General features: G+C 52.8%; 4 protein-coding genes. 3 read left to right on the forward strand and 1 reads right to left on the reverse strand.

Translation table 11 applies throughout. The annotated features are described in order from the left end of the window. Positions 1-108: 108 nt before the first annotated feature. The 3 genes from CA13_RS06190 to CA13_RS06200 all read left to right on the forward strand — a co-directional run bounded on the left by CA13_RS06190 (position 109) and on the right by CA13_RS06200 (position 6,762). The gene (locus CA13_RS06190) at positions 109-1,686 is read left to right on the forward strand and encodes an outer membrane protein assembly factor BamB family protein (RefSeq protein ID WP_146395084.1); all 1,578 of its coding nucleotides are present in this window, start codon (positions 109-111) and stop codon (positions 1,684-1,686) included. 203 nt (positions 1,687-1,889) lie between these two features. Continuing rightward, positions 1,890-5,612: a DUF5696 domain-containing protein gene (locus tag CA13_RS06195; protein ID WP_146395085.1), complete on the forward strand. Its 3,723-nt coding sequence runs from the start codon at positions 1,890-1,892 to the stop codon at positions 5,610-5,612. A 190-nt stretch (positions 5,613-5,802) separates the two neighbouring features. Continuing rightward, positions 5,803-6,762, forward strand: a complete 960-nt coding sequence (locus CA13_RS06200; protein WP_146395086.1) for a CPBP family intramembrane glutamic endopeptidase — start codon at positions 5,803-5,805, stop codon at positions 6,760-6,762. Between the two features lie 3 nt (positions 6,763-6,765). Here the strand turns inward: CA13_RS06200 and CA13_RS06205 are convergent. Beyond that, a partial coding sequence (locus CA13_RS06205) for a DUF4129 domain-containing protein (RefSeq protein ID WP_146395087.1) occupies positions 6,766-7,482 on the reverse strand: 717 nt, incomplete at its 5' end.

Genomic DNA, 7,482 nt, shown 5'->3' on the forward strand with positions numbered 1-7,482 from the left:
CGGTCATGATCGACGACGACGGCAAGCTTTTCATCCATCAAACTCTTCTGTAAGTGTACGGCAACGATTGAATCGAAGTGTACACTCGCCACTCAAATAGGCTCAGCCATGAAACAAAAACTAATCGCATCACTCGCTCTCTTTGCGTTCGCGTCCACTCTGACTGCGGATGACTGGCTTCGCTTTCGCGGCCCGAACGGTTCGGGGGTTAGCCAAGCGACCGACCCGCTTCCCACGCAGTGGTCGCCCACTGCAAACGTTGCTTGGAAAACAGGACTGCCTGGCGCAGGAGTGTCGAGTCCAATCGTCGTGGGCAATCGAGTGTTCGTGACCTGCTACACGGGTTACGGGCTGAGTCGAGAGAACCCCGGCGACATCAAGGACTTGGTTCGTCACTTAGTGTGTTTCGATTTGAAGTCCGGTGAGAAACTCTGGCAAAAAGACGTCAAAGCAACCTTGCCCGAAGATCCGTATTCAGGGATCGGCGTGACGGCTCACGGATACGCATCGCACACGCCCGTGTCCGATGGCGAAAAGGTATTTGCCTTTTTCGGGAAAAGCGGAGTGTATGCTTACGATCTTGATGGCAACGAAATATGGAATGCCAGTGTCGGCAAGGAGTCGGACCCTTTGAAGTGGGGTTCGTCATCAAGTCCTATCGTTCACGATGACACGTTGATCATTACGGCGTCGGCGGAGAGTCAGGCGATCGTCGGATTGGACAAAGCCACTGGCAAAGAAGTGTGGCGACAAGAAGCCTCAGGGTTGGACAACATGTGGGGAACGCCAGCACTGGTGAAGGTTGACGACTCGCGAACGGATTTGGTCATGAGCGTTGCAAAGGAAATTTGGGGGCTCGACCCGAACACCGGAAAGCTACGATGGTACAGTCAAGCAACGGGAGCCGAACAAGCGCAAAGCAGCATTATCAGCAACGACGGGATCGTGTATGTATTCACGGGTCGCGGTGGCGGAAGCGTGGCTGTGAAGGTCGGCGGATCCGGCGACACGACGGATACGGCTGTGCAATGGAGTGGCCGTGAGTCATCACGGTTTTCCTCACCGGTTGGATACAAGTCACGACTGTACTTGGTGGCAAATGGTGTCGTGACAACCGTCGACGAAAAGTCAGGAGAGAAACTTGGACAAGTGCGGCTTGACGGCGCTGCAAGCAGCCGCGGGGGTTTCGGTTCGCTCGACTACCCGTCGCCGGTGATCGCAGGGGACAAGATGTACTACCTAAACGGATCGGGCCAAATGTTCGTGTTTGAACTCGGCGAAGAAGTAAAACAAATCAGCGTCAATCGAGTCACCTCCGACACTGAATCGTTCGGCGGCACTCCTGCAATCAGCGATGGCCGGATGATTCTTCGCTCTGACAAGCATCTGTACTGCGTGATGGACGAAGGCGAAACGGTTGATCCGGCCGACAACGTGGTCGCGAAGACGGAACCTGCAAACGAAGGCGGAGGCCGTGGCGGGTTTGGTGGCGGGCGCCCCGGTGGTGGACGTCCTGGCGGTTTCGGCGGTGGTGGCGGGCGCCCCGGTGGTGGACGTCCTGGTGGTTTCGGCGGTGGTGGCGGCCGACCGGGTGGTGGTAGCAGTGGCGGTCGAGGTGGCTTCGGTCGTAACCGAGGCGACGACTCGCGGCCCGACCGCCCCCAAAGACCTGAAAGGGCTGGTTAGATGCGTCGCGCGGTGTGCGTCGCAACGCTCGACATCTGTCTTCGAACGATTCGGCGTCAATTTTGACTGAAAACCTCGGCCCATAAAGTGTGCCGATAGGGTGCTCCGTCAATTCATGGGCCCATTTTCGTTTCTAGGTCATGCCACGTCGAAGTCCTGGGAAGTGGCTAAACTATGGGCTCCTTCCTTTCGAGACCCCACCTATGAAATTTGCATTCAACCCACACCGCGCGTCTGTTGGCATTCGCCTGCTCCTTACTTTTGCTTTCGTAATTGCGATTCATCAACACGACATCTTCGCTTTCAATCCCCCCGTCGATCAACAAGGACCATTGACGGTTCGCATCGAAGGCCCGAGCTCCATTCACGAACCGGGAAAAGTTTTCTCAACGGTAGTCCAACTCGAAAACGATGGACAATCGAAAGTCAAGGGAACCGTGCGGTGTTACAGCATCGATGGTTGGGCATGTGAGCCAGAACGGAGTGTATTTTTTGAACTCGACAAGAAAAGCAAGACCGAATTTGAATTCAAAATCACGCCCTCCGCAAACACGTACTCGGCACACTATCCAGTGCATGCGATCGTCGACTTCGAATCCGATGGCATGCACTTAACGGCTCACCCTATCCTTGTTCTAACCACCGATGTTTCCCCTCGTCCGACGTCGACTGCCATCACTCAATGGAAACCGTACAAGGTTGACTGTGATCGCAGGCTTTCGCTCTGGCAAATCCCCATTCACCGTAGTGTCTCACAAGTATTTGGGAAACCCTCGACAACAACATCAGTGGGATGGACCGGGCCGATTGCGACGCATCGAGCGGACATGGATCCTCGCGCCATCGTCAAAGCAGATGACGAATCACGACACGCGATCACAATGCATCCACCTTGGTTCGCTGGCAATCCCGGGACCCTATTGATCGAATATCCGCTGGAGCTTCCCTCGTGCGAACCTATCTCGCTCGATTATGCAAACGCGGTCACGGCAAATGGCGAAGGCGACGGCGTGACCTTTCGTGTCCGAGTCACCGCGTTTGATGCTCCTCATGGCGAGTTTGGTGATGTGATTTCCGAACATCACAGTGATGCAACGTCGTGGCAATCCCAATCAGTCGACCTAAGCCAATTCGCAGGACAGTCCATTCGACTGCAATTGGAATCACATCCTGGCCCCGCAAAGAACACCTCCTTTGACCAATGCTTTTGGGGTACTCCTACGCTAAATGTTGGCCGACCACCCGAACGATTGCCCTTTCCGCCCGATTCACAGCGTCCAATTGCGAGCGAATCGAAAGCGTACCATTTTAATTGTGGCAGTAACGAGGTCGACATTCGACCTGGTCGCCGAGGGCTACTCGATGCATCGATTGGTTTTTCGGATACACAGGAGCATCGATTATGGATTCAAGGCTTCAATGTGCGAGTGGCGGGATTTGACCTGAACGACGGCGGAGCAGCGATAACGCTTCGCGAAGTCAGTCAACGGGCAACCAACAATGGCATTCGAGTATTACATTCGTTCGCCACGATGGATCGAGCATTCGACTTGGTGGGTGAAGCAAGCGTGAAAGACGAGATGCTACAAGTGAAGTGGACTCTCGAAAATGCATCTCCAAATCAACCATGGAATGTCACTCGTATCGAAGCAGTGTCACTCGGTAAATTCAGCAGCCAAGCAAAACGCATTTACGCAGGCCACGGTAACGTCCTCGAAATCCCCGAAGCATTCAACCTAAACTTTGATGGTCACCGGCTTGCAACGTCCTTTGTTGGCTTCGATTTCAACAGCAACGTGTCCTTGGTGGAAGCAGTCGACTTGCCACCGACCCAATTGCGTGTGGATCCGGCACAACATCACTATTCCCTTGAAACCGATGGGGAGGCAACGTTCATGCTGATCCCCGGAAAAAGTGTTTGGGAATTGGCGAAGCGATACCGCGACCACAACGGACTTAAGGCAGCCAGCGGCGTCAACAAATTAGCGGGACGATTTGCGTTTGACCTTTGGGGAGGCCGATACGAAGACGCAAACACTCAACTCAAACGGGCATTTCGATATGGGCTGACCCACTCCGTCGTCGTTTGGCACAACTGGCAACATTTTGGGTACGATTACCGACTTCCTGAAATTTACCCACCGAATCCAGAACATGGCAACGAAGAACAATTGCGTTCACTGATTGAGACCTGTAGTCAGTCCGACGTACTGTTCGCGTTACACGACAACTACATCGACTTCTATCCCGATGCAGATGGCTTTTCGTACCGTGATGTGATTGCCTTTGACCGGAACCAAAAACCTGTCAAAGCATGGTTGAACGAATACCGAGGTGCACGTTCCTACCGTTACCGGGCCGATCGAGTCACACCGTTTCTTCAAAACAATCTAAATGTGATCTCTCAAAAACTTCGACCCTCATCCTACTTTATTGATGTCTGGTCAAGCATTCGGCCCTACGACTACTGGACCGCCGACGGCACTTTCTTTGACGCCCAATCAACCCGCGATTCCTGGAGGAAACACTTTGCTTGGATTCGTGACAAACTTGGAAACAACGCTCCCCAAATTTCCGAGAGTGGTCACGACCAATTGATCGGTTGGCTCGACGGCGCCCAAACGAACCATCTGCGTGTCGGCAAACCACTTGGCGGGAAGCATTCGTGGAGCGTATGGAACATTCAATGCGCTGACTCGGAGCGGATCCCTTGGTTCGATGCCGCTCATCACGACCGGTTTGTGCTTCACGGCGCCGGCTATTCCTCGCGTTATCAAGCGGGACTCGATGGAACAATGCACGGCATCTACAGCGACGACTATATCGCAACGGAAATGCTGACCGGTCACCCCACAATGGCCAGTAGTCCTTTTGACCGAGACGTTGTGCGGAAATACTGGTTAACGCACAATGTATCACGTGCACTCGCATTGAAAACGATCGAAGATGTCACGTTTGTTGACGACAACCTGCACCATCAACACGTACGCTGGTCCAATGGCGGCGAGGTTTGGGTAAATCGGGGCGAAGATGATTGGACGACCCAAGACGTGGACCTTCCTCCTTTTGGTTTTTTGGCAAAGATTCCGACTTCCGAAGGACTCGTATCTGCTGCGGTCTGTCGCCAAGATGGATTGATTGTTGAAAAATGTCAGTCGCCGAATGAACTCTACGTCAATGCGAGAAGCTCGATTGGCGAACTGGCCTGTATCGAACCGAGAATCGTCGGATTTGACGCCCACTCGGCAAACCAACTTCGCTTTGTCATCGACTGGAAGTTGGCTGATCCCATTCCAACAGGCTTCAAACCGTTCCTGCACTTCGTTGATCAAGAAGAAAAGATCGCGTTCCAGGCAGCCAACATCGATGAATTCCCGCAAAGCGGAAAAACCGGAACCTTCTCAATACGCGCAACAGGAAAATTGCCGCAAACTTGTACCAAGGGCGATGAGTTCGAATTGCGTGTTGGTTTCTATGACCCCTCAGGCAATCACCACCGTTTGCCATTGATTGGAAATCGCGACGATGAACGTCGGATTCGACTCGGAAAAATCACGGTGACAGGTGAAATGGATGCGGCAACTACCGTCGAATGGACAACGTTCAAACATGACAGAGACTCATTTCTCGACCGCAACAATATCGATGCGAAACCCGTTGATTTTGAATGGGTCGTCACGCCCGGATCTTGCAGGATCACACGTGATGGTGACACGGTCGTTTTGACACCTCTGCCGAACGAAAATGCGAAACGAACATCGTGGAAAGTTCACTGGGATGCGTTACCCTGGTCTTTGCCGACGCCGAACCGCGTGATTGCGATCCGTGAATCCGGAGAGGTCCTATGGAAACGCCCGCTTGACCAGAAAAACAATTTCCAACACGACCCCGAGGCGTTCGCGTATCGCTTCGATCTAGAGCAATGAACTCGCGGATATCACACGGTCGCAATATCGACGATCTATCGAGTAACGTCGGATACCGTTGAGGTTCCGGTGCAAGCAAATTGATCGTACGATTCCTGGCGTTTGAAAACGCATTAGGAAAAACATGTATCATGGGTGACGTGCATCCCAGGATTGGTTTGCAGGACGCGACCTCCATTGCGAGCTACAGATGTCGAATCATACCGAGCCAACTTGCCCCAATGATCACACATCCGATTCATTGAACATTGGAAACGCGGCCGAAAAATCGCCAGTAGATTTAAAGCCGAGGGTTTGGCCACTGTTCGCGATAAGCCTCGCCGAAGTGGTGTTCATTTCGATATTACAAGGGGCATTCATCCTCGCTTTTCTGTTTGCCACTCGTGGCGACGGCCAATCGTTACAGGAAGCAGTCCGTGGTTTGCCGTCACGACTTATGCACCCGCCCCTCTTCTTGCTGATGCTCTGCCTCTCTGGATTCTCAATGATCGGGTTTGCGTTTCTATTTGGACGAATGAGTGCGAAACATCGTCACATCTCAACTATAGAAAGACTGGGACTGCAATGGCCAACCATTCCTTTGACGTCATTTCTTTGCTTGATGATTGGCTCGGTGCCAGTGCTTCTAATATCGGTTGGAATTGTCATGTTGATCAACATGGTTCTACCGGGTGATGAAACTGGCTTGGCCCTATACAAAGACATCACCAACGGTTGGGCAGTCGCGTTGATCGTCCTCATTGGTGTGCTACCGGGTTTCGGCGAAGAGTTGTTTTTCCGAGGATTCATCCAACGCCGGATGTTACAGAGGTACCGACCATCGGTTGCAATCGGCGTGACGTCGGCCCTGTTTGGCCTCTTTCATGTCACACCGCACGGAATTGCACTCGCAACCATCATCGGCGTATGGCTAGGTGTCATCGCGTGGCGCACGAATTCGATCTGGCCGAGCGTTTGTTGTCACGCGTTTATCAATAGCGGATGGAACATTTACCAAGTGGGGCGATTCAATTGGGGGTTCCCCGATGTTCCGCCGATTTGGTTCGGTATCGTTGGAAGTGCCGTTGTTCTTGCTGCGTTTGCCATTTCGGTTCGGATACTTCGCACTCAAGATCCAAATTTGGATCAGCTCCGTTCGGAGTTCGCCTAAAGCCTATTTCATTTGATTCCAAACGCTCTCTGCCGCTCGCACATCGCTCGGGTGCGCCTTACCACCGCCGTAGACAACTCGGTTGTAAGCGTCGACAACCTGCATCGCAGCGGTGGACATCGAGGGAACCGCAGTAGCAATTCGCTTTAGAAACTCGCTTGGTGTTTCATCCCGCCGACGTACCGTGCCTTGCTCTCGCGCCCATGCTTCGAGTGCTTGGAACGTGATCACGATCACACGTCGCGGATCATTCTCGGAGCCAATTGGATTGCGAAACGATGCAAAGGATCGTGGTGGAACCGAGGAGTCTTCGTCAATGAATTCATCTTCTTGCTTTGCCAAGTCACTCGACCTGCGATTCCAAAGACTTTCCCACCAAGCAAGAATCGCATCACGATTGATCCACAAGAATGCTGCAATGACGGCCGCCAGAATCAAACCAATAAGGAAACGCAACATCGAACCAAACATCGATAAAGCGTCTGCAATTGGCTTAAACCAGTTCGACGGCGGCTGTTCGGGATCCTCAGGTGCAGGATCCTGCTGATCGGATCGCTCAGAATCCGATGACTCCGATTGTTTCGACTCATCCTGCTTTGATTCTTGCTTCTCGGCTGCCTTGGCATCCTCCGGTGATTTCTCCGCTTTGCCTTCCGAAGCTCCATCTTCTGAGTCACCTTTTTGACCGCTGTCTTGCTTGCCCGAGTCCTGTTTGCCCGA

It is taken from the genome of Novipirellula herctigrandis, from assembly GCA_007859835.1.
Classification (GTDB): Bacteria; Planctomycetota; Planctomycetia; order Pirellulales; family Pirellulaceae; genus Novipirellula_A; species Novipirellula_A herctigrandis.

Bases quoted from the DNA above. Each gene is read 5' to 3' on its own strand.
- CA13_RS06200 (WP_146395086.1), top strand. From the start codon at position 5,803: ATGTCGAATCATACCGAGCCAACTTGCCCCAATGATCACACATCCGAT.
- CA13_RS06190 (WP_146395084.1), top strand. From the start codon at position 109: ATGAAACAAAAACTAATCGCATCACTCGCTCTCTTTGCGTTCGCGTCC.
- CA13_RS06195 (WP_146395085.1), top strand. From the start codon at position 1,890: ATGAAATTTGCATTCAACCCACACCGCGCGTCTGTTGGCATTCGCCTG.